This is a genomic window from Paenibacillus sp. J5 (assembly GCF_054955055.1).
This window is the reverse complement of the sequence record NZ_JBUEDD010000005.1, coordinates 482,865-507,464: the sequence shown is the minus strand read 5'-3', so window position 1 is coordinate 507,464 and position 24,600 is coordinate 482,865. Positions and strand designations below refer to the sequence as shown.

Here is a 24,600-nt window from a genome sequence, read left to right as displayed (position 1 = left end):
GGACATTATGATAAAATAGAATAAATATTACCGTTGGAGGTGAGCGAGCGATGGAGAGTGGAGAGGCTTTTGTTCACTTGCATGTGCACAGTGAATACAGTCTGCTGGACGGCGCGGCGCGCATCCGGGAGCTTGTAAGCCGGGCAGCGGAGCTAGGCATGAAGTCGCTCGCGCTGACCGACCATGGGGTGATGTACGGGGCAATTCCGTTCTACCGCGCATGCAGGGAGCATGGCATCAAGCCCATCATCGGCTGCGAGATGTACTATACCGCGGGCTCGCGCTATGACAAGCTGCCCCGCAAGGAACAGCCCATCTATCATTTGATCGTGCTGGCCCGCAATGAGGTAGGCTATCGCAATCTGATGAAGCTGTGCTCGATCGGACAATTGGAGGGGTTCCATTACAGACCGCGCATCGATATGGAGGCACTGTCCCGCTATGCCGAAGGGCTGACCGTGCTGAGCGCCTGCCTGGGAGGCGAGGTGTCGCAGCATCTGGTGCATGACCGCTATGACGAAGCGCGCGCGGCGGCACTCCGGTACAAGACTGCACTGGGTCGGCATTTCTATCTGGAGCTGCAAGACCATGGCTTGCTGGAGCAGAAGAAGGTGAATCTGGGGCTGCTCAAGCTGGCGGAGGAGACGGGTATCGAGCTTGTAGCAACCAATGACGTCCATTATATCCGCCAGGAGGATGCCGCTTTGCAGGATCTGCTCATCTGCATCGGCACCGGGAAGACGGTCGATGATCCCGAACGGCTGAGAATGACGACGGACCAGCTATACTTCAAGAGCGCTGAGGAGATGGCGTCGCTGTTTCTTCATGTGCCGCAGGCGATAGCCAATACGGTGCGCATCGCCGCCGAGTGCGAGCTGGAGCTGGAGCTTGGCCGCTCGGTGCTCCCGTCCTTCAGCCCGCTGCCAGAGGGGCTGGACGCAGCCGCCTATCTGCGTGAGCTGTGCTATGAGGGGCTTGCAGCCCGTTATGCAGCGTATAGCGCTGCGAGCGGCAGGGCGATGGAGCCGCCATCCGCACCGGGGAGCGGCTTAGCAGCAGACGCGGAGGCCATGCCCATCGATGCGGACCGGTTGTCTGAGCGACTCGAATATGAATTGCGGGTCATTACGGGAATGGGCTTTGCCGATTATTTCCTGATCGTCTGGGATTTCATACGCTTCGCTCACAGCCGAGGCATCCGCACCGGGCCGGGCCGGGGCTCGTCGGCAGGCAGCCTCGTCGCTTATGTGCTGCGTATTACAGATGTCGATCCGATTCGGCATAAGCTGCTGTTCGAGCGCTTTCTTAACCCGGAGCGCATCTCGATGCCGGATATCGATATTGACTTTAATGATGAGCGGCGCGACGAGGTGATCGCCTACGTTGCTGACAAGTACGGTGCGGAGCATGTGGCCCAGATTATTACGTTCGGGACGATGGCAGCCAAGGCGGCGATCCGCGACGTGGGACGGGCGCTTAATGTCCCGTATGCTCAGGTGGACAAGGTAGCGAAGCTGATCCCGCAGCAGCTCGGCATCACGCTGCCCGCTGCGCTGCAGAGTGTGGAGGCGCTGCGTGAAGCGGCCTCGGAGGGAGCGGCAGCCAAGCTGCTGCAGATGGCGATCCAGGTGGAGGGGCTGCCGCGCCATGCCTCGACCCATGCGGCTGGAGTCGTCATAGCCAGCGAGCCGCTCACCCATTATGTGCCGCTGCAGGGCGGGACGGAGCATACGGCGTTGACCCAATATTCGATGGAGCATCTGGAGGCGATCGGGCTGCTCAAGATGGACTTCCTCGGCCTGCGAACGCTGTCGATTGTGGAGCGCTCGCTGGCATGGATCAAGGAGCTGTATGGAGAGCAGATCGATCTAGGCCGGATCAGTTATGAGGATGCAGCGACCTATGCGCTGCTAGGCAAGGGAGAGACGACGGGCATCTTCCAATTGGAATCCTCGGGTATGCGCCGGGTGCTAAGGGAGCTGCAGCCGTCAGAGTTCGAGGATATTGTATCGGTGCTGGCGCTGTATCGTCCGGGACCGATGGAATTTATCCCGAAGTTTATTCACGGCAAGCATAATCTGATTCCTGTCGAATATCCGCATCCTGACCTGGAGCCGATATTGTCGGATACATACGGCATTATTGTGTATCAGGAGCAGATTATGCAGATCGCCGCCGTCATGGCCGGCTTCTCGCTGGGCGAAGCGGATCTGCTGCGGCGCGCGGTTTCGAAGAAGAAGCGTGAGGTGCTCGATGAGCAGCGCGCGCATTTTGTCGAGGGCTGTCTGTCACAGGGCTATAGCCATGACGATGCAAGCCGTGTCTATGATATGATCGTCCGCTTCGCCGACTATGGCTTCCCACGGGCGCATGCGGCTGCATATGGTGTACTGGCCTTCCAGACAGCATGGCTCAAGGCCAATTATCCGGTGCCCTTCATGGCCTCCATGCTCGTCTCGGTGACAGGCAACCACCGCAAGACGGCGGAATATGTCGACGAATGCCGCCGGATGGGCATTGCGGTGCTGCCGCCGGATGTGAATGAGAGCAGCGTCAGCTTTACGCCAGTAGGCGGCGCGATCCGCTTCGGCCTGGCCTCGGTGAAAAATGTCGGCACGACAGCGATCGAGGCGCTGCTGCGGGCGCGCAGCGAGAAGCCGTTCGAGAGCCTGCTTGACCTGTGCCGCCGCGTCGACCTGCGGGTCGTGAACAAGCGCGTGCTGGAGTCGCTCGTTCAGGCAGGAGCAGCCGAGGGGCTGCCGGGGCATCGCGCCCAGCAGCTAGCGGGGCTCGATGAGATTGTGGATGCGGCGCTCAAGTGGCGCAAGGAGCGCGAGGAGCTGCAGATCGAGCTGTTCGACTTCAAGGAGGTTCAGAACTGGGATGTGGAGCTGCCTGATATTGCGCCGTTTGGCACGCTGCAGAAGCTGGAGCTGGAGCGCGAGCTGCTCGGGCTGTTCCTGTCCGGCCATCCGCTGGGCAGCTATGCGGCGGAGCTGGATCGGCTCGGGCTGCCGCGGCTGATTGATCTGTACGAGCTGGAGGATGGCGCCGCTGTCGTCATCGCGGCGATGGTGGCTTCCGTCAAGCCGTTCACCACGAAGAAGGGTCAGCCAATGGGCTTCCTGGAGCTGGAGGACCATCTGATGCGTGTCGAGGCCGTCGCCTTCCCGACGCTATGGCAGCGCAGCAGGCAGGAGCTGGACAAGGGGGCGCTCGTGCTCGCGTTAGCTACGCTGCAGCGGGAGGAGGAGACGGTCAAGCTGATCGTGGAGACGGTGGTGCCGCTCGCAGAGCATGATCTGCAGATGCAGGCTTCCCGGCTGCTTCAGCAGGCGCGAAGCCGCCAGGAGCGGGGCCGCCGTGCAGGCGGTGGGCGAGCAGTCGCTCCTGCGCAGGGAGCTGCGCCAGAGTCGTCGCCCGCCGCCATCGCACCTAGGTCGCGCCAGGCGTCTGCGTCAGAGCGCCCGGCAGGCGGTGGGCGAGCAGTCGCCCCGGCGCAGGGAGCTGCATCAGAGTCGTCGCCCGCCGCCGTCGCACCTAGGTCGCCGCGCCAGGCGTCTGCGTCAGGACGCCCGGCAGGCGGTGGGCGAGCAGTCGCTCCTGCGCAGGGAGCTGCGCCAGAGTCGTCGCCCGCCGCCATCGCACCTAGGTCGCGCCAGGCGTCTGCGTCAGAGCGCCCGGCAAGCGGTGGGCGAGCAGGCGCCCCGGCGCAGGGGGCGATGCCAGAGTCGTCGCCCGCCGCCGCGCCAGGCTCACCCGCTGCCGTCACAACGGGGCCGTCCGCTGCCCCGCTCGGCTCGTCCCGGCAGGACGCCCCGGCAGGACGCTCCGCTGTGCGCCGCCAGCGGCTCTATGTGAAGATTGCGGCGGCGAAGGAGCAGCCGGCGCTGCTGGAGCGGCTGAAGGCGCTTATCCTGGCGCATAGCGGCGAGCTGGACACGGTGCTGTTCTATGAGCGGGATCAGCGGACGCTGGCACTTAGCGATCGGTATCGTGTGAGGCCCTCGGAGGCGCTGCTGGCGGGAATTGAACAGCTTATGGGTGACGGCAGCGCAGTCGTTCGATAGTGCTGCTTTCGCTTAAGTCCCGTTATTTTGTAGTCACATTGAGCCGCCCGCCCGCATAGCTTAGTAGACATACAAGCCAGCGGGAGGGATGAGCGTGCCGCATCATCTGGAGAAGCTGTTAAACAGCCGGGGAGTTCATGTCGAGTCTGTTGCAGAGATCGTGTTCCAACTGCAACACCCGTACAATGCCGCCCTGACGATGGAGCAATGCGTGGAAAGTGTGCGCGCGGTTCTTGTCAAGCGAGAAGTGCAATATGTATTTTACACAGGCATCGCCCTGGATGAGCTGGCAGAGCAGGGCAAGCTGCCTCAGCCGCTTCAATCGATTATGGAGGCGGATGAGTCGCTGTACGGGGTAGATGAGACGATGGCGCTCGGCATTACGAACGTTTATGGTATGATCGGGTTGACAAGCTTCGGATATTTAGATAAAGTCAAGCCCGGGATCATTAAGAAGCTGAACGAGAAGGGCAAGCATATTCATGTGTTCCTTGATGATCTGATTTCCGGGCTCGCAGCCGCCGCTTCTGCGCGAATTGCGCACAAGGATCCGATGGCTCGAAACTATGATCCGGGCTCGATCGGATAGCAGGCACTCGGCTTGTATATCTCGTCTATGAATCGGATTTGTTGCAGTGAAAAGACCAGTTATGCTATCATTATTCCATTATACGGCCTGATCCAGACGGTTTAGGGGGTTCATTCATGTGGACGGTTATCTATATCGCACCTACGACGAGGATTGCGGAGACGATTAAAACACGCTTGACTGAAGAGGGTTTTCTCGTACAGCTCCGCCCGATTAATCTCTCCAAGCAGCAGTATGAGATATTGGTTCCTTCCGGAGAACTGGATGAAGTGCAGGAAGTGCTCAATTCCATCCTCAACTCATGAGTGTCCCCCTGCTTAGGTTGCAGCGGCGCAGCCCCGGCCTTGGATGGCCTGGCGCATCCGCCAAGCTGGCGGAGCCCGCCTGCTTGGCGGCCGCTGCAATACTACTCGCGCCCCCAAGAGGTGTCATATGTTTAAGGACTTATTTCAGAAGAAGAAATATGCGACCATTCCTTCGGCAGCGGATCGCCCCAAACGGGACATCCCTGAGGGATTAATGAACAAGTGCCCCAAATGTGGGACCATTCAATACAGCAAGGAACTGGAGAAAAATTTGAAGGTCTGCTCTTCCTGCAGCCATCATTTTCGCCTGAGCGCCTGGGAACGTATCAATATGCTGGCAGATGAAGGCTCCTTCAAGGAGCTGGATGCCGCGCTGATCTCCGAGGACCCGCTGGAGTTTCCCGGCTATGCGGCCAAGCTGGAGCGGGAGCGGAGTAATTCGGGTCTGAACGAGGCGGTGGTGACAGGGGAATGTACGATTGGCTCGTATCCGGTTGTACTCGCTGTCATGAGCTTTGATTTCTTCTCCGGCAGCATGGGATCGGTTGTAGGGGAGAAAATTACGCGGGCGATCGAGAAGGCGCTGGAGACGAGTGCCCCGCTCATTATGTTCTCGACATCAGGCGGAGCTCGCATGCAAGAGAGCATCCTCAGCCTGATGCAGATGGCGAAGACGAGCGCTGCGCTGGCCAAATTCCAGAGTAACGGAGGATTGTATATCTCTGTGCTGACCGATCCGACCTTTGGCGGGGTAACCGCCAGCTTTGCCATGCTGGGCGACTATATATTGGCCGAGCCTGGAGCGTTAGTTGGCTTTGCAGGGCGGATCGTTATCGAGCAGACGATTCGGCAGAAGCTGCCAGACAACTTCCAGACGGCGGAATTCAATCAGCAGCACGGCCAGATCGACAAGGTGGTGCACCGCAAGGACATGCTGCCGTTGCTGACCAAGCTGCTGGATATGCATACTGTGAGGAGGGATGTCTCATATGGCGGGTGAACTAGCGTTTGAGAAGCCGCTTGTAGAGCTGCGGCTGAAGATCGATGAGCTGAAGCGGTTCGGCCAGGAGAAGGGGATTGACTTCTCGGACGAGATTGCCAGGCTGGAGCTGCGCTACGAGCAACTGAAGCAAGAGCTGTACAGCGAGCTTACGCCTGCGCAGAAGATGCATCTGGCTCGCCATCACCAGCGCCCGACCTCGCTCGATTTCATTCATGCTATTTTTACCGACTTTATCGAGCTTCACGGGGATCGTCTGTTCGCGGATGATCTGGCCATTGTTGGCGGATTGGCCAAGCTTGGCGATCTGCCGGTTACGGTGATCGGACATCAGCGTGGGAAGGATACGAAGGATAATATCGCTCGCTTCTTCGGAAGCCCCCACCCGGAGGGCTTCCGCAAGGCGCTGCGTCTGATGCAGCAGGCGAACAAGTTCAAGCGCCCCATCATTACGTTCATCGACACGAAGGGCGCCTATCCAGGCAATACGGCGGAGGAGCGCGGCCAGTCGGAGGCGATTGCGCGCAACCTGCGCGAGATGGCAATCTTCGGCGTGCCCATCATCTGTGTCGTCATTGGTGAGGGCGGCAGCGGTGGAGCGCTTGCGCTAGGTGTTGGCAACCGTGTGCTGATGCTGGAGAACGCGATCTATTCGGTTATATCTCCGAATGGCGCAGCCTCGATCCTATGGAAAGACGCCTCCAAGGCCGACCAGGCAGCGGAGACGATGAAGATTACCGCGAAGGATCTGCTTGCCTTCGAGGTGATCGAGGAGATTGTGCCTGAGCCGCAGGGTGGAGCCCATCGCGACCTGCCCCAGCTTGCAGAGGTGCTGAAGGAGTCGATCAAGCGGCATTTGTCCGAGCTGTCGGCCTTATCGGAGCAGGAGCTGATAGAGGATCGGTATCAGAAGTTCCGCAAGATCGGCGCGTTCACTGAAGCGACGGCTGCTGCTGAGGAAGCTGGGAAGCCAGAAGGGGAGCCTGAAGGCGAGCCGGAGGGACAGCTTGAGCAGAGTGCGGAGCCTTCTGCGCAAGCTCAAGTGTAATTTTTTTGTGAACAGACTGTACAAGGCTTCATGAATCGTGTAATTTTGAGATGAGATGTTAATGAAGCACACCTTGGGCGTGATGGGAGCTGACGGTACATATTGTATCCAAGCTCCCGTGCACTCAATGAGTGCAGGGTGAACGGGTCTGCCAGAGCGCGGACAAGCTGCCTTGCATTTCACCGGATTGAAGCTTCGGCGGCGATAGCCATGGAAGCCATTTACGCTTGCCTAACTGGAGGAAACTTAAACATGCGCAAAACGAAAATTGTTTGTACGATCGGACCTTCTAGCGAATCGCTGGAAAATACGAAGAAATTGATTCACGCCGGCATGAACGTAGCTCGCCTGAACTTCTCTCATGGAGATTTTGAAGAGCACGGCAACCGGATCAAGAACATTAAGCAGGCGAATGCCGAACTGGGCACTAACGTTGCTATTCTGCTCGATACGAAAGGACCGGAAATTCGGCTGGGCAAGCTGAAGGAAGAGCCGATCGAGCTGAACCAGGACGATGCGATTACGTTGACTACCGAGGAGATTCTTGGCGATCGTACACGCATTCCGGTTACGTACAACAACCTGCCGAACGATGTGAGCGTTGGATCGACCATTCTGATTGATGACGGTCTGATCGGGCTGACGGTAGAGAGCGTTGAGGGTACCGAGATTCATTGCCGCATCGTGAACGGCGGACAGATCAAGAGCAAGAAGGGCGTGAACGTGCCGGGCGTTAATATTTCACTGCCAGGCATTACCGAGAAGGACGCGAACGACATTATTTTCGGTATCGAGCAGGGAATCGACTTTGTCGCTGCTTCCTTTGTGCGCAAAGCGAGCGACGTGCTTGAGATTCGCGAGCTGCTGGAGAAGCACAATGCCGGGCATATCCAGATCATCTCCAAAATTGAAAACCAGCAGGGCGTTGACAATCTGGATGAAATTCTGGAAGTGTCTGACGGCCTGATGGTGGCGCGTGGCGACCTTGGCGTCGAGATTCCGGCTGAAGAAGTACCGCTTGTGCAAAAGCAGATGATCGAGAAGTGTAACCGCGTGGGCAAACCGGTTATTACGGCAACCCAGATGCTCGATTCGATGCAGCGTAACCCGCGTCCGACACGCGCAGAAGCAAGCGACGTGGCGAATGCGATCTTTGATGGCACCGACGCCATCATGCTCTCCGGCGAGACGGCTGCGGGCAAGTACCCAGTGGAGTCTGTACAGACGATGGCAAGAATTGCATTGCGTACCGAAGCGGCGCTGGAATATCGCGAGATGTTCACCAAGCAAGCGAACGCGCAGCAAACCTCGGTCACAGAGGCGATCAGCCAATCGGTTGCGAAGTCGGCTCTGGATCTGGATGTGAAGGCGATCCTGACGTCTACCGAGAGCGGATATACGGCACGCATGATCTCCAAATATCGTCCTAAGGCTCCGATCATCGCGGTTACGCCTGATCCGAAGGTCATTCACCGTCTGGCGCTGACCTGGGGCGTGAAGTCGGTACAGGGCAAGCCCGCTGAGACAACAGATGAGATGTTCGAAATCGCAGTTCGTGGCGGTATTCAGTCCGGCGAGATTCAACTGGGCGATACCGTGATTATTACTGCGGGCGTGCCAGTAGGCCGCTCCGGGACGACGAATCTGATCAAAATCCACCATGTCGGCGATCTGCTGGCCAAGGGTCAAGGAATCGGCAGCCAGAGCGCTACGGGCAAAGTCGTCGTGGCTCGTTCGGCTGAGGAAGCGATCGCGAAGGTTGAGGAAGGCTCGATACTGGTAACCACCTCGACAGATAAAGAATATATGCCAGCCATCGAGAAGGCGGCTGCATTGATTACCGAGCATGGCGGCATCACTAGCCACGCAGCAGTGGTTGGACTGAATCTGGGTCTGCCGGTTATCCTGGGTGTAGAGAATGCGCTGGAGTTGCTTGAGGACGGCATGGAAGTAACCGTATATGGCGAAGCGGGCGTTATCTATTCCGGCCAAGCCAAAGTTATGTAAGGAAATGGTTGATGCACCCGGCTAAGGCGCAGGGTGCGGCCATGCAACGGATTGAACAGCAAGAGCGATGGTGTGCGCACCGTCGCTCTTGATTTATATAAGGGAAGGGATGGCATGATGGAGAAGCAGGCATCGCGCTGGCATCTGCATCCGCAGCGGGTGCGTTATCAGGAGACAGACCAGATGCAGGTTGTATTTCACGGCAACTATGTCAATTGGTTCGAGATCGGCCGAACCGAATGGGTGCGCAGCGCAGGGATTCCTTACGCTGCCATTGAGCAGCAGGGGCTATTGCTGCCCGTGACGGAGCTGCAATGTCGATTTCTGAGGCCGGCACGCTATGATAACCAGATTGTCATTTGCACCCGAGTCACTGAATTCTCGACCGTGAGACTAACCTTTGAATCGCAGATTCGACTTGTTGGAGAGACTAGGGAAGGGGAGCCGAGCCCGACAGGCTTCACGGAGGCGAGCAGCGATGAGCTGCCTGGCGAGCTTCTGGTTGAAGGGGGCACACGTCATGTATGGGTAGGCGCCGACTTCCGCCCTGCGCGGCTGGATAAGGCGGCTCCAGAGCTGTACGCGTTGATTCAGCAGGTCGTCTTGGGCGAATGAAAGGGGAGATTAAGCCATGAGTAGACGTAATTACTGGCCGCTGCTGCTGTTGATCGCTGCGCCTGCGCTGGAGCTATGGGGGATTATGAAGGTCAGCTCCTGGATTGGAGGCGGGGCTGCATTGCTGCTCATGCTGTTGACCGCAGCTATGGGTGTCTACTGGGCGCGCAAGGAGGGGCTTCGCGTGCTGCTGGAGGCGCAACGGCAGATGCAGAGCGGGCAAATTCCCGGGCAAATGATGATTGACGGTCTATGTGTGCTGCTGGGCGGCGTGCTCCTGATTATCCCTGGATTTTTTAGCGATCTTATTGGCATTTCACTTATCTTTCCTTGGACGCGCCCATATTATCGCAAGCTGATCCTGGGCTGGATCGAGGCACGTATGAGGAACGGCAGCATTACCCTTCGCAGATAGTAGAGCTGATCAGCCGCGGCAATGTCGAATTAACATTCGCATGATGCTTTATTGACATTCATTTAACAAATCAAGCGGATAATGAGGGGATAACCGGGGGAGGAATTATCGACATGACAAAGCAGTTGTCCCACTACGTAAACAGAGATTTGAGCTGGATTGAATTCAACCGCAGAGTTCTGTCGGAGGCACAGGACCCGGAAACACCGCTGCTGGAGCGCGTCAAATTTTTGGCGATTGTCTCCAGTAATCTGGATGAATTCATGAGTGTGCGGGTGGCTGGCATTCAGGATCAGATCAAGGCAGGATACCATAAAATCGATTTTACCGGCTATACACCAGGTGGATTATGGAGAAGGCTGCTCAAGCATACCTCCAATATGGTGGCGGAGCAGTACAAAACCTATAAGGATACGCTGAAGGGGCTGGAGAAGGAGGGCATTCGCATCCGCAGGCTGCAGGATTTGACCGTGGCGCAGCAGTCGGCGATGGAGATTTATTTCCGCGAGATCGTGTTCCCTGTCCTGACACCGATGGCGGTGGATCAGAGCCGCCCCTTCCCGCTTGTACATACCAAGGAGCTGTATCTGGCCGTGCTGCTGAACAAGGAGGGCGAGCTGCCTGAGGAGGAGCCGTTGTTCGCTATTGTGCAGGTGCCTTCCATATTGCATCGTCTGGTGCAGATTCCCGGCAAGGTCAACAGTAAGCGCATCGAGTTCATCCTGCTGGAGGAACTGATTGAACGCCACATGAATACGCTGTTCAACGGCTATACGCCTGTTGCGGTACATCCCTTCCGACTGACACGCAACGCAGATTTGACGCTCAATGAAGAGGGGGCAGAGGATCTGCTCGAGGAGATCGAGAAGGAGCTGCGCAAGCGTCGCTGGGGGATGCCGGTGCGGCTGGAGATCGCCAAAGGGATGAACCCTTATGCCCTGCAGATGCTGCAGGAGGAGCTGGAGATTGGGGACAATGTGATTGAGATCGACGGTCCGCTTGACTTGAGCTTTCTGATGAAGCTTGGCGGTCTGGTGCCCGGCAAGGATCATCTGCGCTACAAAAAGCTGGAGCCCGTCTACCCGGTGGAGCTGGATGATACGGAGGATATCTTCGAGGTGCTGCGCCGCAGGGATGTGCTGCTGTATCATCCCTATGAGTCGTTTGAAGCATTCAATGACTTCATCATTCAGGCGGCGGAGGACCCGGATGTGCTGGCGATCAAGATTACGCTGTATCGCGTTAGCGGCGACTCCAAGCTTGTGCAGGCGCTCACCGAAGCTGCAGAGAGCGGCAAGCAGGTGACGGTCATCGTGGAATTGAAGGCCAGGTTTGATGAGGAACGCAATATCGCTTGGGCCAGACAGCTTGAGAAGGCAGGCTGCCATGTCGTCTATGGGCTGGTTGGATTGAAGATTCATGCGAAAATCATGCTCGTCGTCCGTCGGGAGGAGGGGGCGCTGCGGCGTTATGTCCATGTCGGAACCGGGAATTATAATGAGAGTACCTCCAAGCTGTATACCGACATCGGCTTGCTCACCTCGCATCCGGTCATCGGCATCGATGCGTCGGCGCTGTTCAATGAAGTGACGGGCTACTCCGATCCGCATGAGTGGAGGGCATTCGCAGTTGCGCCTACGAATCTGATGGATCGGCTGTTCGAGCTGATCGATCGCGAGAAGGAGCACGCGCTGGCAGGGCGCCCGGCCAAGATTGTCGCCAAGATGAACTCCTTGTCCAATCAGGACATGATAGACAAGCTGTACAAAGCCTCCCAGGCCGGCGTCCAGATTGAGCTGATCATACGCGGCGTATGCTGCTTGCGTCCTGGCGTCCCCGGCCGCAGTGAGAATATCCGGGTGATCAGCATCGTCGACCGCTTCCTGGAGCACTCCAGGCTCGTCTACTTCCACAATGGCGGGGAAGAGGAGGTTTACCTGTCAAGCGCAGACTGGATGACGCGCAATCTGACGCGGCGGGTGGAGCTGCTGTGTCCGGTGCTGGATGGCGAGCTGCGCCATATTATGATAAATATATTGACGCTGAGTCTCGGAGATAACACCAAGGCGCGGGAGCTACAGCCGAACGGCACCTATGTGCTGGCAAGCAAGGGCTCTGTGCCCCTCCGCAGCCAATTCGAGGCGATGGATACATCCAAATGGAAAAGCCTGATGTAGTCTCAAGCCTCCAGCATTCAGCATCTAGTTCCTAGCCGCTCTGGTCTATAGTATCGCAGCATAAGACGCCCGGAAATGTCCTTGACGACATTTTCGGGCGTTTGCCGTATATGGGGCTATCATGGTCATGCGCTCAATTACGAGGGGAGCGGGCTGAAGCGAAGCGCTGAAAGGGCTGCAAGGGCTGTACAGGGCGACCAGCGATACCAGCGATATCAGCGCTCCACCGCGCTCCTCTCTAAGCGTACAGCACGGGCGTCAGCCCCCATGCCTTGCTGAAATCGTCTGCCAGTGCCTCCACCTCCTGGCGCTCCAGCAGCAGCTCGCTGCTCCCGAGCAGCGGCTGCAGGTCAAGGCGACCCTCCTGAATCTTGATGCCAAGCTGGCGCAGAGACTGCGTCTCGCTGCGGTTGAGGGCAACGGCCAACTGCAGCAGCGTGCCAAGCCGGACGATATGCTGCATATCCTGTGCTTCGAGCAGCCGTTCGTAGGGAAGGACGAGCTGCCTCAGGCGCTTCTTGGTCTTGTAGGAGGCGATGGCTGCCGTGATGACCAGCTCACGGTGAGACAGACCGTTAAGCGGCGCATTCATGATGAGATAGAAGGTGTGGCTCTCATAGCGATATGAGTCGATGCTCGCTCCGATCCGGTGCAGCGAAGCGGCGGCGTCCAGACACAGGCTTGTCCGCGCAGGCAATGCGCTGCGGTCAGCCAGCGCTGCCAGCAAGCTGGCCGCTGTCTGCCGTACCTGCTGGATATGTGCATGCGGCGCCTGCGGATGGAGCGCTGCCAGATTGCCTACGCTGTATGTCAGGACATCCTGCAGCAGCGGCTGATGGGGAAAGCGCGTGCTGAAGAACAGCCCGTCACGCAGGCCGGAGCCGCAGATCAGGTAGGAGGCGGCCCCGGAGGCGCGGAACACCTCATGCAGCACCGCAAGCCCTGGAACGATCACATCTGCCCGGTCTTTGGATAGTCCGGGGAACTTCTTGCGCTGCTCCAGCGGCATCGGGGACAGCATAGCGACCAGCTCCCCGGCTGCTGCGCCGTCAATCGCGTAGTTATGCGTCTGGGAGAGCGGGTAGTGCTGTCGCGCCTGCACCAGCTTGCCGAAGGCGCGCGCCGTGCCGCCGACCGCTATGAGCGGCAGCCCGCTGCTCTCTCTAATCCAGGGCTCGCTATCGAGAGCCTGGCGAATATACGCCTCCAGTGCGACCATCTGCTGGGCGTCAATCAGCCCGCCGCTCGTGAAGCGCCTGGCCAGGCTGACGCAGCCGAACGGGAAGGAGACGGTGCGCAGCAGCTTGCGTCCGCGGAACAGCGACACCTCGGAGCTGCCTCCTCCTATATCAACCAGGAAGCCATCCTCCAGATCGAGGCTGTTCATCGTGCCCAGGAAGCCGTAGCGAGCCTCCTCAAGCCCGGACAGCAGCTCGATGTCCAGCCCGGTCTCCGCTTGAAGCTGGGCGAGCACCTCCTTGGAGTTGGCGGCATTGCGGATGGCTGCGGTGGCTACTGCACGGATGAAGCCGACATGCTGCAGTCCGCAAATCATACGGAAATGGTTCAAAATGTCGACGAGCTGGGCGACGGCCTCTTGCCCCAGATTGCCGTGTTCATCCACCTGCTGGCTCAGCCTGGCCGCTCGCTTGGCGCCGTCAATGACCCGGTGGGCTCCGTGAACGGTTCGCTCATAGATGACGAGCCGGATCGAATTGGAGCCAATATCTATAATGCCGATACGTTGTTCCTTCATCTGATTCCTCCATGTCATGCCAAGGGATAGTGCTATTTTACCATTGGTTGCCCACATAAAAAAGCACGCCCGGAACCACAGGACTAAAAGTAAAGAAAACAGGGGAGAATGGTTGAAAAACGTATCACAATAAAATTTTATGAAGGCGATAAACAATTTTATTGGGTGAAAGAGTTCACTTCCCTGACAAAATACTTTATTATTAAAAAGACGTCTGGTTTAGAATATAAGCGAGTGTAAAACTTGGATTTTGACCGCTTGTATTGGAATTGCGAAATGAGCTGCGCTTCATTCACATAAGGCTCAGCCGTTTACGCTTATACGAGATTTGGATACTCAAAGCCAATTCTTTCGTCAAAGGAGAGAGAAACATGACAGCTACCAAAGGTCTGGAAGGAATTGTAGCCACAACTTCGTCGATCAGCTCCATTATCGATGGCGTGCTTACGTATCGCGGCATTAACATCGATGAGCTGGCACAGCATGCAACGTTCGAAGAGGTTGCTTACTTGCTCTGGTATGGCAAGCTTCCTACCCAAACCGAGCTGGACGAGCTGATTCAGAAGATCGGCAGCTATGCTCCGATTCCTGAGCAGGTCATTCAGCAACTGAAGCTTTACCCTGACAAGACTAATTCCATGGCGGCACTGCGCACGGCGGTATCAAGCCTCGCGCTGTATGATGAGGCTGCCAATGACATGTCCTCTGAAGCGAACCTTCAGAAGGCGATCAAGCTGCAGGCCCAACTCCCGACTGTTGTGGCCGCTTTTGCGCGTATCCGCCAAGGCCAGGAGCCGATTGCTCCGAAGCAGGGCGTGAGCATTGCACATAATTTTTTGTATATGCTGACAGGGCAGTCGCCGGATGAGATAGCAGTGAAAGCGCTTGATCAAGCGCTCGTGCTTCATGCTGACCATGAGCTGAATGCATCTACCTTTGCAGCCCGCGTAACCGTGGCCACTCTCTCTGACATTTACTCCGGCGTAACGTCGGCGATCGGCGCGCTGAAGGGGCCGCTGCATGGCGGCGCGAACGAAGCGGTAATGGTCATGCTGGAGGAGATCGGCTCCATCGACAACGTGGATTCCTATATCCAGAACAAGCTCGACAAGAAAGAGAAAATTATGGGCTTTGGGCACCGTGTCTACAAGAACGGCGATCCGCGCGCGAAGCATCTGCAGAAGATGTCCCAGGAGCTGGGCAAGCTCAGAGGCAACACCGATCTGTATGATATGTCTGTACGCATCGAGAGCCTGGTTACCGGACAGAAGGGATTGAAGCCTAACGTCGATTTCTACTCGGCGTCGGTCTACACCAATCTGCAAATCCCGCGTGACCTGTTCACACCGATCTTCGCCATTAGCCGTCTGTCTGGATGGACCGCGCACATTCTGGAGCAGTATGAGAACAACCGTCTCATTCGCCCGCGTGCAGAGTACACCGGCCTGGTAGGTCAGCATTACATTCCTGTTAACGAGCGTTAATTCATGTTAAACTGTATGTTGGAGCAGCGCCCGCGAGGGAGGCTGCACAGGCCGACATACTGCAACGGCCGGGGCGGACCCTCATATCCGCTTTCCGGCTACCGTCATGCGACGGGAATTCATACTACCTGAGGAGGAACGAAATACATGTCTTTCGAAAAATTTGCACTGCCAACTGAAGGCGAGAAAATTACTATTGTTGACGGCAAGCTTCAGGTTCCAAACAACCCGATCATTCCATTCATTGAAGGGGACGGCACAGGCCGCGACATCTGGCGCGCTTCCAAGCGCGTGCTGGACGCTGCTGTAGATAAAGCTTATGGCGGCGCGAAGAAGCTGGCATGGTACGAAGTATTTGCTGGCGAGAAAGCATTCAACGAATACGGCGAATGGCTGCCTAACGATACATTGACTGCGATCCGTGAATATATCGTAGCGATCAAGGGACCTCTGACAACGCCGATCGGCGGCGGCATCCGCTCCCTGAACGTGGCGCTCCGTCAGGAGCTTGACCTGTACACTTGCCTGCGTCCTGTGCGCTACTTCAACGGCGTGCCTTCGCCAGTGAAGCGCCCTGAGCTGGTAGACATGGTTATTTTCCGTGAAAATACAGAAGATATCTATGCGGGCATCGAGTACCAGGAAGGCTCTGCAGAAGTGAAGAAGGTAATCGAATTCCTGCAAAAAGAGATGGGCGTGAACAAAATCCGCTTCCCGGAAACTTCCGGTATCGGCATCAAGCCTGTATCGGCTGAAGGCTCCAAACGCCTGGCGCGCGCTGCGATCGAGTACGCAATCAAGCACGGCAAAAAATCGGTTACTCTGGTTCACAAAGGCAACATCATGAAATTCACCGAGGGCGCCTTCAAAAACTGGGGCTACGAAGTAGCGGAGCAAGAGTTCGCTGACCAAACCTTCACTTGGGGTCAATATGACCGCATCAAGGAAGCTGAAGGCGTAGACGCAGCGAACAAGGCACAGCAAGAGGCGGAAGCGGCTGGCAAGATTATTGTAAAAGATGCGATCGCTGACATCGCATTGCAGCAAGTCCTGACTCGCCCGACAGACTTCGACGTTATCGCTACACTGAACCTGAACGGCGACTATCTGTCTGACGCACTGGCTGCACAAGTTGGCGGCATCGGCATCGCTCCTGGAGCGAACATCAACTACCTGACAGGTCATGCGATCTTCGAAGCTACTCACGGCACAGCGCCTAAGTACGCGGACAAGGATGTCGTAAACCCTGGTTCCGTTATTCTGTCCGGCGTTATGATGCTGGAGCACCTGGGCTGGCAGGAAGCGGCTGACCTGATCTACAAAGGCATGGAAACTTCGATTAACAACAAGACTGTAACCTACGACTTTGCCCGCCTGATGGAAGGCGCCAAAGAAGTGAAATGCTCCGAGTTTGCGAACGAAATCATCAACAATATGTAAGTTCCCCGAGTCCGTTCATCCCGCAAGGGATGAACGGATTCATAACAATTACGGAGGGTAGGGATCGATATGGCTATAACGCGTCGTAAAATTTCGGTGGTCGGCGCCGGCTTTACCGGAGCGACCACAGCGCTGATGCTCGCCCAGAAGGAGCTAGGGGATGTTGTGCTCGTGGATATCCCGCAGTTGGAGAACCCGACCAAGGGCAAGGCGCTGGATATGCTGGAGTCGACACCAGTCCAAGGTATCGATGCCAACATCATCGGCACCTCCAACTATGAGGATACGAAGGATTCCGATGTGGTGATCATTACGGCGGGTATCGCCCGGAAGCCGGGAATGAGCCGCGATGACCTGGTGAATACCAATGCGAGCATCGTCCGGTCGGTCTGTGAGAACATTAAGGCAACGAGCCCGAACGCGTATGTCATTATCCTGAGCAACCCGGTGGATGCGATGACTTACGTCGCATACCAGGCGCTCGACTTTCCGAAGAACCGTGTCATCGGCCAGTCCGGTGTGCTCGATACGGCTCGCTACTGCACCTTCATTGCGCAGGAGCTGGGCATCTCGGTTGAGGATGTGCGCGGCTTCGTGCTGGGCGGCCATGGCGATGATATGGTGCCGCTCGTTCGCTATTCCAACGCTGGCGGCATCCCGATCGAGAAGCTGATTCCGGCGGAACGGATTGAGGCTATCGTCCAGCGCACACGGGTGGGCGGCGGCGAGATCGTGAATCTGCTGGGCAACGGCAGCGCCTACTATGCGCCTGCTGCCTCGATGGTGCAGATGACGGAGGCCATCCTCAAGGACAAGAAGCGGATTCTACCGGTCATTGCCTTGCTGGAGGGCGAGTACGGCTATGACAAGCTGTTCATGGGCGTTCCGGTCATCCTGGGCGGTGATGGCATCGAGAAGATATTCGAGCTGGAGCTGACCGAAGAAGAGAAGGCAGCGCTCGACAAGTCCGCTCAATCTGTCCGCAGCGTGGTACAGATCATAAGTGGTTGATTCCCCACATAGAAGACCCTGACACAACGCTGCCAGGGTCTTCTATGTTTCGACTGTACAGTGTACAATGAGGAGACAAGACGAGCTGGCTTCTATCTTATGCGCGCGGCGTCATTCTCCAGCTCATGGAGAGGAAGTTGAACGCGCTTTATATTGAAAGGGGACGTTATGCTGGAACGAGCAAGACACCTGCTGAAGCGTATCTATGGCTATGATGCCTTCCGCAAGGGGCAGGCGGAGATTATAGCAGGTATTATGGAGGGGCGGGATACGCTTGCTATCCTGCCGACAGGGGGAGGCAAGTCCGTCTGCTATCAGATTCCATCGATGCTGCTGGAAGGCACTACGCTGGTCGTTTCTCCGCTCATCTCACTGATGAAGGACCAGGTCGATGCCTTGAATCGGCTGGGGGTGCCGGCTGCCTATCTGAACAGCTCCCTGTCTGCAGGGGAATACCGCGATGTGCTGCGCAAGGCGGCAGGCGGCGAGTATAAGCTGCTCTACATCGCTCCCGAGCGTCTGGACGCGCCGATGTTCGCCTCCTTGATGGAGCAGATGCAGATCCCGCTTATTGCGATCGATGAAGCACACTGTGTCTCGCAATGGGGACATGATTTCCGTCCAAGCTACCGCCAACTGGCTGGCTGGATCGGCAAGCTGCGCCATCGTCCGCTTGTAGCCGCCTTCACGGCGACAGCAACGCCGGAGGTGGCCAGAGATATTGCCGAGATGCTGTCGCTGCATGATCCGAATGTATTCGTCACCGGCTTTGCCCGCTCTAACCTGGCGCTGTCGGTCGTTACCGGAGCGGATAAGAAGCGCTACCTGAAGGAGTTCATCGCGCAGCGCCCCGACCAATCGGGCATCGTCTACGCAGCCACCCGCAAGGAGGTCGACAGCGTCTATGAGGAGCTGCGCAAGCAGGGGCTGGCGGTTGCCAAATACCATGGCGGCCTCTCTGATGACGAACGCGCCGATGCACAGGAGCGGTTCCGATATGACGAGGCGCGCATCATTGTAGCGACCAACGCCTTCGGCATGGGCATCGACAAGCCGAACGTGCGCTTCGTTGTCCACTGGCAGATGCCGGGGGACATCGAGTCCTATTATCAGGAGGCGGGACGTGCGGGACGCGACGGAGATGAGAGCGAGTGCATCCTGCTGTTCGCCTCCCAGGATATTCAGGTGCAGCGCTTCCTGATCGAGCAGGGAGCCGCAGATGAAGGGCGCAAGGCGGTGCAGCTAGGCAAGCTGTACACGATGATGAACTATGCGCGCACCGAGCGCTGTCTGCAGCAATTTATTGTGGAATATTTCGGAGAGGCGGATGTGCCGCCCTGTGGCAAGTGCGGGAGCTGCCTTGATGAGACGGAGGCCATCGATGTCACCTCGGAGGCGCAGAAGGCGCTCTCCTGTGTCGGACGGATGAAGGGGCGGTTCGGCGTGGCGCTCGTTGCCAAGGTGCTCAAGGGCTCGAAGGAGAAGCGCATTATGGAGTTTGGCTTGAATCGGCTGACAACCTATGCGCTGTTCCAGGACTGGAATGAAAAGGACATCGTCGAATGGCTGTATTGGCTCGTTGCGGAGGGCTATCTGCGCGTTAGCGACGGCACATATCCGACCGTAGCACTGACGGCGAATGCGCTTCCGGTGCTGGAGGGCAAGCAGCAGGTCTACCAGAAGCGCAAGCCGCTCAAGCAACGGACAGTTCGGCAGGCGTCGGGCGGCTATTCGCCGCTGTTCGATGCGCTGCGTCTGTGGCGCAAGGAGGCCGCAGCGCAGGAGGGCGTGCCGCCGTTCATTCTGTTCTTCGACGCCACGCTTCGCGAGATGGCAGATGTGCAGCCGCGCACTGAGCAGGAGCTGCTGTCGATCAAGGGTGTGGGCACAGCGAAGGCGGCCAAATATGGAGCTGCGCTGCTGGATATTATCGCGCAGCATGCCGGAGGCGGTCGATCGCCTCGTGCAGGCATGGCGGGCGTGAATGGAGCGGCCGAGGCGGCTGCGGGGAGTGCAGCGGCTGCAACCGCTACAATCGCGGTCCATGGCGACAGCAGCGAGGCTGCTCCCGGCTCCTCCTACGACAGGCCGATGTCTGCCAGCCTCGAAGCAGAGGCAGCCGGCGTCATGCCAGCGAGTGAATTGGCTGCGAGCAGCCGTAAGGCAGTTGGCTCCAGCGCAGACGCGGCTATAGGAGAGGGCGACGGCACGGAGGACAAGCCGAGCCATCTCATCTCCTACGAGATGTTCGCCGCAGGCGCACAGCCTGCAGACATTGCCAAGGAGCGCGGCATGGGCAGGATGACGATCGAGGGGCATATTATCCGCGCTGCACAGGAAGGGCTTGAGCTGGAATGGGCGCGCATTATTCCGCCTGAGCTGGAGCCGCTCATCCTGGAGGCGGCCGGACAGCATGGCGTAGACAAGCTGCGGACGCTCAAGGATGCGCTGCCGGATGAAGTGACGTATTTTGCAATTCATGGTGTAATCTGCAAATATGAATTAAAATAGAGCATACATACGGCTTCGGCCGGAACAGGGGGATGCAAGATGACTGTGAAATCGCCGGATATTATTACCTTTGGAGAGACGATGGCTTTATTCATGCCTGTAGACGATAAAGGATTGGAGCGTGCGCCGCAGCTCAGTCAGGGCTTTGGCGGGGCGGAGAGTAATGTGGCGATCGGAATTGCGCGGCTGGGCGGCTCGGTGGGCTGGTTCGGCCATCTGGGCGCTGATCCGTTCGGAACAAGCATCTATAAGACGCTGCGCGGCGAAGGGGTGGATGTGGCGCAAGCGAAGCTGGTCGAGGGAGAGTCGACCGGCCTCATGTTCCGCGAGAAGGTAGCAGGACGGGTCGCTGTCCATTACTATCGCAAGAACTCCGCAGCCAGCAAGATGCAGCCCGAGGATCTGGACGCCGCGTATATCCAGGGCAGCAAGCTGCTGCATGTGACCGGTATTACGGCTGCGCTGAGCAGCAATTGCCTGGAGACGGTGCGCGAGGCGGTGCGAATTGCCAAGGATGCGGGTGTGAAGGTCTGCTTTGACCCGAATCTGCGTCTGAAGCTCTGGACGATCGAGGAGGCGCGCGCTGCACTGCTGCCGCTTGCTGCCCAAGCGGATTATTTCCTGCCGGGCTGGGATGAGCTGCAGCTCATCTATGAGACCGACGACTTCGAGGCCGTCGTAGACAAGCTGTCCGCGTTGCCAGCGGTATGCGTCATTAAAGGGGTAGGCGAGAAGACGGTCATCCTGGACAAGGGAACACGCACCGAGGTGCCGTTCTTCCCGGCGCAGCAGGTTGTGGATACGGTCGGAGCAGGCGATGCGTTCTGTGCTGGCTTCCTCTATGGCGTGCAGCAGGGACTCAGCCCCGAGGAGGCGGTGCGCCTTGCCAGTGTAGGGGGCTCGCTGGCTGTTCAGACCAAGGGGGACTGGGAGGCGCTTCCAGTGCGCAGCATGGTGGAGCAGCAGTTGGGCAATAAAGCATGGGTGGAGCGGTAACGATGAGCGAAGCGCAAGGTTCGAAAGGACAGCGCCGCAGAGACCAGCTCATGCTGCTGCTGAAGCAGCAGGGCAAAATATCGATCCCGGAGATCGTGGAGCGCTTCGGCTGCTCGGAAGCGACGGCCAGGCGCGATCTGGAGACAATGGAGAAGACGGAGCCGATCATACGCACGCTAGGCGGGGCATTGTATAGGGGGATGCACGCCGTCCATGATCTGGCATTTGCCGAGAAGACGGAGATTTCCTATCTGGAGAAGGAGCGAATCGCCGCCAAGGCCGCCTCGCTCATCCATGAGGGAGATGTGGTGGGCTTGTCGGGAGGCACGACGAACTACCTGCTGGCCAAGCTGCTCAAGGTGCGGCGCGGCATCACGGTGGTGACCAATGCAATCAATATTGCGATGGAGCTGGCGGGCAGCGATATTCAGGTGGTTGTTACGGGAGGCATTATGCGGCATAACAGCTTTGAGCTATGCGGGCCGCTGGGTGAGGGCATGGTAGCCCAGCTCCATATAGGCAAAATGTTCATTGGGGCAGACGGCATGACAGCAGAGAGCGGCATTACGGTCTACTCGGAGCAGGAAGCCCAGATCGCCAAAGCACTGCTGCGGCGCTCCAGATGGACGTATGTGCTGTTCGACCATACGAAGCTGGGTCACACCTCGCTGTTCTCGGTGGCTACCCCGGATCAACTGCATGGTCTAATTACGGATCGGCCATTGCCTGAGGAACTGAGCGCTGCATTAGGAGCTGTACTAGGAGGCAAGGGGCTGGAGATTCATATTGCCGATGTCTAGGGCGTGTCTGAACACTCTGAACGGAACAGATCTGGCCGAATTTTTGTTCCAGGCAAGGCGCTTTTTCGCAGGCGTACCGGGGGTACGTCAAGAAAAAGCAACGCAGCATGGGGCGAAAAGGCGGGGAGAGATGCCCTTGAACGGGTTTTCAGACACGACCTAGATGAGACGTCATCCGTCTCCAGCAGGCTACATAACACAGCAGCTCCGCGATGGGCAGCACACCATGGATGTGCGAATCGCGGAGCTGTTGTCATGCTGTGGCTTATTCAGAATTCGTGCTGTCTATCGGGGAGCAGCGTTACACCCCATCGGTCAGCACAGGCTTCCCTTCGACCCAGGTTTGCCGAATCTGGAAGTCGCTGTCCGTCCAGACGAGATCGGCATGCTTGCCTGCGGCGATGCTTCCGGTCTGTTCCCACAGCCCGAGGCGGCGGGCAGGATTGGCGCTGCCCAGTTGACTGGCTTCCCATATGCTCAGACCTGCCTGCTCCATCATGAAGCGGAATGCCTGAATCATCGTCAGCGTGCTGCCCGCCAGATTGCCTTCCTTGGCCAGCGTAGCTACGCCGTCCTGCACGAGCACATCCAGCTCGCCGAGCTTGTACGTACCGTTGCCTAGCCCGGCAGCAGACATCGCGTCCGTGATGAGCACGACCTGCTCCAGCGGCTTGGCGCGCAGCAGGAGGCGGATAGCGCCTGGATGCACATGATGCCCGTCAGCGATCAGCTCGGCGCAGATGCCATCATGAGTTAGTACAGCACCGACGGTGCCCGGCTTGCGGTGATGGAGCGGCGTCATCGCATTATACGTATGAACGGCCTGACTCAGCCCGTAATCTGCCGCTGTCAGGATCGTCTCATAATCCGCATCGGTATGCCCGGCAGCGGCGATAATGCCCCGCTTGCTTAGCCAGCCGATCAGCTCCAGCGCTCCCTTGCTCTCCGGAGCCAGAGTCAGTTGGCGGATCAGTCCAGGATAGCGTGCCTCCCAGTCCTGAACCCAATCGAGCTGCGGCTCCGTGATGTAGGACGGATTCTGTGCGCCGGGCCACTTGGGACTAATGAACGGCCCCTCCAGATGAACGCCCAGCAGCTTGGCGTAGCTGCCACTCTCCTGGCGGAACGCATCAGCACAGCGAAGCACCGCTTCGGTATCCTCACGAGAGGCTGTAACGGTCGTGGCGAGCAATCCGGTGGTGCCGTGTCCGGCATGAAAGCGGGAGATGGTAGAGAAAGCATCCATCGTCGCCTCCATATATTCGCTCCCATTGCCGCCATGGATGTGCATATCGATGAAGCCTGGCAGTAGATAGCCGCCGCCGCCGTCGAGTATAGGCCGGCCGTCATCGGGCAGGCGACTCCCCGCAGGCAGTACCGCGGCAATCTGACCATTCTCCACGCTTACCGCGCCTTCAACTACACGATCCTCAAGAACGAGCTGTACATTATGAATGTGCCATTTCGACTTTCGTTCCATCTTCCATCCATTCCCTTCCTGCATCCCGGTCCAGCAGAACGGTTACATGGGCATGAGTCTGCAGCAGAGAAGCAGGAACACGGGTCGTTATCGGTCCCTGCAGAGCCTGCTTCACAATCTGAGCCTTGTCCGCTCCCCTGGCGACGAGTATGATCTGTTTGGCCTTCAGTATCGAGCCTACCCCCATCGTTAGCGCACGATCAGGCACTTCGTCTTGATGGTTGAAGAATCTGGCGTTGGCCGCCCGCGTCTCCTCCTTCAACTGGACCACATGCGTTCCGCTGCGCAGCTCCTCCGCCGGCTCATTGAAGCCAATATGTCCGTTATGGCCAATGCCGAGTAATTGGACATCCAGGGGCTGCGCGGCGAGCATCGCATCATATCTGCGGCACTCTGCCTGCAGATCAACTGCCTGTCCATCGGGAATATGCGTCTGGGAGGCAGGTATATCCAGATGGCGGAACAGGTGCTTCTCCATGTAATAACGGTAGCTTTGCTCATGGTCAGGGGCAAGACCGACGTATTCATCCAAATTATACGTGGTTGCATGGCGGAAGGAAAGCCCCGACTGCGACGCCGCCTGAACCATAGCTTGATAGATGCCGATCGGAGTAGAGCCAGTTGCCAGTCCTAATACAGGACGCTCCTGTTGGCTTACGATGTGTAAGAGCAGCTCCGCAGCGTAGCGATCCAGCTCATCTTGTCCTGCAAATACCTTGATCTTCATTCAGCTCATCTCCCTCACTTCGTTGTCTTCATTATAATTAATTATAAAGATTATAACAATAAAAATGATTAAATAATTCAGTAAAATGATTATAATGATCATAATCAAGAGAGGAATGACCCTGGCTTGCGCTCGCAACAGGCGCTTTGTTATGATGAACGGAAAGTGT

At 57.6% G+C, this 24,600-nt stretch carries 18 protein-coding genes; 15 read left to right on the top strand and 3 right to left on the bottom strand.

Annotation, left to right across the window (positions count from 1 at the left end; all coding sequences use genetic code 11):
• The first annotated feature begins 50 nt into the window (after positions 1 to 50).
• From ACY1JZ_RS12250 to ppk1, 9 genes are all read left to right on the top strand, one after another.
• Positions 51 to 4,070, top strand: a complete 4,020-nt coding sequence (locus ACY1JZ_RS12250; RefSeq protein ID WP_462629380.1) for a DNA polymerase III subunit alpha — start codon at positions 51 to 53, stop codon at positions 4,068 to 4,070.
• Positions 4,071 to 4,158: 88 nt separating this feature from the next.
• Positions 4,159 to 4,659, top strand: a complete 501-nt coding sequence (locus tag ACY1JZ_RS12245; RefSeq protein WP_270164763.1) for a phosphatidylglycerophosphatase A family protein — start codon at positions 4,159 to 4,161, stop codon at positions 4,657 to 4,659.
• Between the two features lie 116 nt (positions 4,660 to 4,775).
• Positions 4,776 to 4,964: a glutamate decarboxylase gene (locus ACY1JZ_RS12240; protein WP_270164761.1), complete on the top strand. Its 189-nt coding sequence runs from the start codon at positions 4,776 to 4,778 to the stop codon at positions 4,962 to 4,964.
• A 127-nt stretch (positions 4,965 to 5,091) separates the two neighbouring features.
• Entirely contained in the window at positions 5,092 to 5,964 is an 873-nt protein-coding gene (gene accD / locus ACY1JZ_RS12235) for an acetyl-CoA carboxylase, carboxyltransferase subunit beta (protein WP_462629379.1), read from the top strand.
• Positions 5,954 to 7,012 carry an acetyl-CoA carboxylase carboxyltransferase subunit alpha gene (locus tag ACY1JZ_RS12230; RefSeq protein ID WP_462629378.1) on the top strand — a complete coding sequence of 353 codons (1,059 nt, stop codon included), beginning with the start codon at positions 5,954 to 5,956 and terminating at the stop codon, positions 7,010 to 7,012. Before accD ends, ACY1JZ_RS12230 begins: the two co-directional genes overlap by 11 nt.
• A gap of 252 nt (positions 7,013 to 7,264) precedes the next feature.
• Positions 7,265 to 9,019 (top strand): pyruvate kinase, encoded by a 1,755-nt coding sequence (gene pyk / locus ACY1JZ_RS12225; RefSeq protein ID WP_270164756.1) that lies wholly within the window; start codon positions 7,265 to 7,267, stop codon positions 9,017 to 9,019.
• Between the two features lie 114 nt (positions 9,020 to 9,133).
• Positions 9,134 to 9,634, top strand: a complete 501-nt coding sequence (locus ACY1JZ_RS12220) for an acyl-CoA thioesterase (RefSeq protein ID WP_462629377.1) — start codon at positions 9,134 to 9,136, stop codon at positions 9,632 to 9,634.
• A gap of 16 nt (positions 9,635 to 9,650) precedes the next feature.
• Positions 9,651 to 10,049 (top strand): FxsA family protein, encoded by a 399-nt coding sequence (locus tag ACY1JZ_RS12215; protein WP_462629376.1) that lies wholly within the window; start codon positions 9,651 to 9,653, stop codon positions 10,047 to 10,049.
• A 113-nt stretch (positions 10,050 to 10,162) separates the two neighbouring features.
• Positions 10,163 to 12,226: a polyphosphate kinase 1 gene (gene ppk1, locus ACY1JZ_RS12210; RefSeq protein WP_462629375.1), complete on the top strand. Its 2,064-nt coding sequence runs from the start codon at positions 10,163 to 10,165 to the stop codon at positions 12,224 to 12,226.
• 238 nt (positions 12,227 to 12,464) lie between these two features.
• Here ppk1 and ACY1JZ_RS12205 read toward each other — a convergent pair whose 3' ends face one another.
• Positions 12,465 to 13,982 (bottom strand): Ppx/GppA phosphatase family protein, encoded by a 1,518-nt coding sequence (locus ACY1JZ_RS12205; RefSeq protein ID WP_462629374.1) that lies wholly within the window; start codon positions 13,980 to 13,982, stop codon positions 12,465 to 12,467.
• A gap of 371 nt (positions 13,983 to 14,353) precedes the next feature.
• Here ACY1JZ_RS12205 and citZ point away from each other — a divergent pair, with 371 nt between their 5' ends.
• The 6 genes from citZ (at position 14,354) to ACY1JZ_RS12175 (ending at position 22,224) form a co-directional block, all read left to right on the top strand.
• Positions 14,354 to 15,466: a citrate synthase gene (gene citZ, locus ACY1JZ_RS12200; RefSeq protein WP_270164747.1), complete on the top strand. Its 1,113-nt coding sequence runs from the start codon at positions 14,354 to 14,356 to the stop codon at positions 15,464 to 15,466.
• 147 nt (positions 15,467 to 15,613) lie between these two features.
• A complete protein-coding gene (gene icd / locus ACY1JZ_RS12195; RefSeq protein WP_462629373.1) occupies positions 15,614 to 16,906 on the top strand; it encodes an NADP-dependent isocitrate dehydrogenase in 1,293 nt (430 codons plus the stop codon).
• 69 nt (positions 16,907 to 16,975) lie between these two features.
• Positions 16,976 to 17,917 carry a malate dehydrogenase gene (mdh, locus tag ACY1JZ_RS12190; RefSeq protein WP_462629372.1) on the top strand — a complete coding sequence of 314 codons (942 nt, stop codon included), beginning with the start codon at positions 16,976 to 16,978 and terminating at the stop codon, positions 17,915 to 17,917.
• A gap of 168 nt (positions 17,918 to 18,085) precedes the next feature.
• Positions 18,086 to 20,428, top strand: a complete 2,343-nt coding sequence (gene recQ / locus ACY1JZ_RS12185) for a DNA helicase RecQ (RefSeq protein ID WP_462629371.1) — start codon at positions 18,086 to 18,088, stop codon at positions 20,426 to 20,428.
• Between the two features lie 39 nt (positions 20,429 to 20,467).
• The gene (locus ACY1JZ_RS12180; protein WP_462629370.1) at positions 20,468 to 21,424 is read left to right on the top strand and encodes a sugar kinase; all 957 of its coding nucleotides are present in this window, start codon (positions 20,468 to 20,470) and stop codon (positions 21,422 to 21,424) included.
• Between the two features lie 2 nt (positions 21,425 to 21,426).
• Positions 21,427 to 22,224, top strand: coding sequence for a DeoR/GlpR family DNA-binding transcription regulator (locus tag ACY1JZ_RS12175; RefSeq protein ID WP_270164737.1), 798 nt, complete (start codon positions 21,427 to 21,429; stop codon positions 22,222 to 22,224).
• Positions 22,225 to 22,525: 301 nt separating this feature from the next.
• Here ACY1JZ_RS12175 and nagA read toward each other — a convergent pair whose 3' ends face one another.
• Complete coding sequence (nagA, locus tag ACY1JZ_RS12170) at positions 22,526 to 23,704, bottom strand: N-acetylglucosamine-6-phosphate deacetylase (RefSeq protein WP_462629369.1); 1,179 nt, start codon at positions 23,702 to 23,704, stop codon at positions 22,526 to 22,528.
• Complete coding sequence (gene nagB, locus ACY1JZ_RS12165) at positions 23,673 to 24,431, bottom strand: glucosamine-6-phosphate deaminase (protein ID WP_462629368.1); 759 nt, start codon at positions 24,429 to 24,431, stop codon at positions 23,673 to 23,675. Before nagB ends, nagA begins: the two co-directional genes overlap by 32 nt.
• Positions 24,432 to 24,600 lie beyond the last annotated feature (169 nt).